The 1,367-nt window shown below is 54.7% G+C and carries 1 rRNA gene; it reads left to right on the top strand.

The annotated features are described in order from the left end of the window. A 23S ribosomal RNA gene (locus ACXAJH_RS20375) occupies positions 1 to 1,365 on the top strand; the annotation flags it as partial. Between the last annotated feature and the right edge of the window lie 2 nt (positions 1,366 to 1,367).

Raw genomic sequence — 1,367 nt, forward strand, 5'->3', positions numbered from 1 at the left:
CAACGTCAAGCTGTGATGGGGAGGGAACTATAGTACCGAAGCTCCTGATTTCACACTGCCAAGAAAAGCCTCTAATGAGGAAAGAGGTGCCCGTACCGCAAACCGACACAGGTAGGCGAGGAGAGTATCCTAAGGTGAGCGGGAGAACTCTCGTTAAGGAACTCGGCAAAATGACCCCGTAACTTCGGGAGAAGGGGTGCTCCTCTGCCGAGGAGCCGCAGTGAAAAGGCCCAAGCGACTGTTTACCAAAAACACAGGTCTCTGCGAAGCCGTAAGGCGAAGTATAGGGGCTGACACCTGCCCGGTGCTGGAAGGTTAAGGGGATGCGTTAGCTTATGCGAAGCGTTGAACCGAAGCCCCAGTAAACGGCGGCCGTAACTATAACGGTCCTAAGGTAGCGAAATTCCTTGTCGGGTAAGTTCCGACCCGCACGAAAGGTGCAACGACTTGGGCACTGTCTCAACGAGAGACCCGGTGAAATTATACTATGTGTGAAGATGCACATTACCCGCGACAGGACGGAAAGACCCCGTGGAGCTTTACTGCAGCCTGATATTGAATGTTGGTACAGCTTGTACAGGATAGGTAGGAGCCTTGGAAACCGGAGCGCCAGCTTCGGTGGAGGCGCTGGTGGGATACTACCCTTGCTGTACGGACATTCTAACCCAGGACCGTAATCCGGTCCGGAGACAGTGTCAGGTGGGCAGTTTGACTGGGGCGGTCGCCTCCTAAAGAGTAACGGAGGCGCCCAAAGGTTCCCTCAGAATGGTTGGAAATCATTCGCAGAGTGTAAAGGCACAAGGGAGCTTGACTGCGAGACCTACAAGTCGAGCAGGGACGAAAGTCGGGCTTAGTGATCCGGCGGTACCGTATGGAAGGGCCGTCGCTCAACGGATAAAAGCTACCCCGGGGATAACAGGCTTATCTCCCCCAAGAGTCCACATCGACGGGGAGGTTTGGCACCTCGATGTCGGCTCATCGCATCCTGGGGCTGTAGTCGGTCCCAAGGGTTGGGCTGTTCGCCCATTAAAGCGGTACGCGAGCTGGGTTCAGAACGTCGTGAGACAGTTCGGTCCCTATCCGTCGTGGGCGTTGGAAATTTGAAAGGAGCTGTCCTTAGTACGAGAGGACCGGGATGGACACACCGCTGGTGTACCAGTTGTTCCGCCAGGAGCATCGCTGGGTAGCTACGTGTGGTCGGGATAAGTGCTGAAAGCATCTAAGCATGAAGCCCCCCTTGAGATGAGATTTCCCTCTGCTTCGAGCAGATAAGATCCCTCAGAGACGATGAGGTTGATAGGTCCGAGGTGGAAGCGTGGTGACACGTGGAGCTGACGGATACTAATGGATCGATGACTTATCTATAT

It is taken from the genome of Halobacillus sp. ABD4_316, assembly GCF_056161385.1.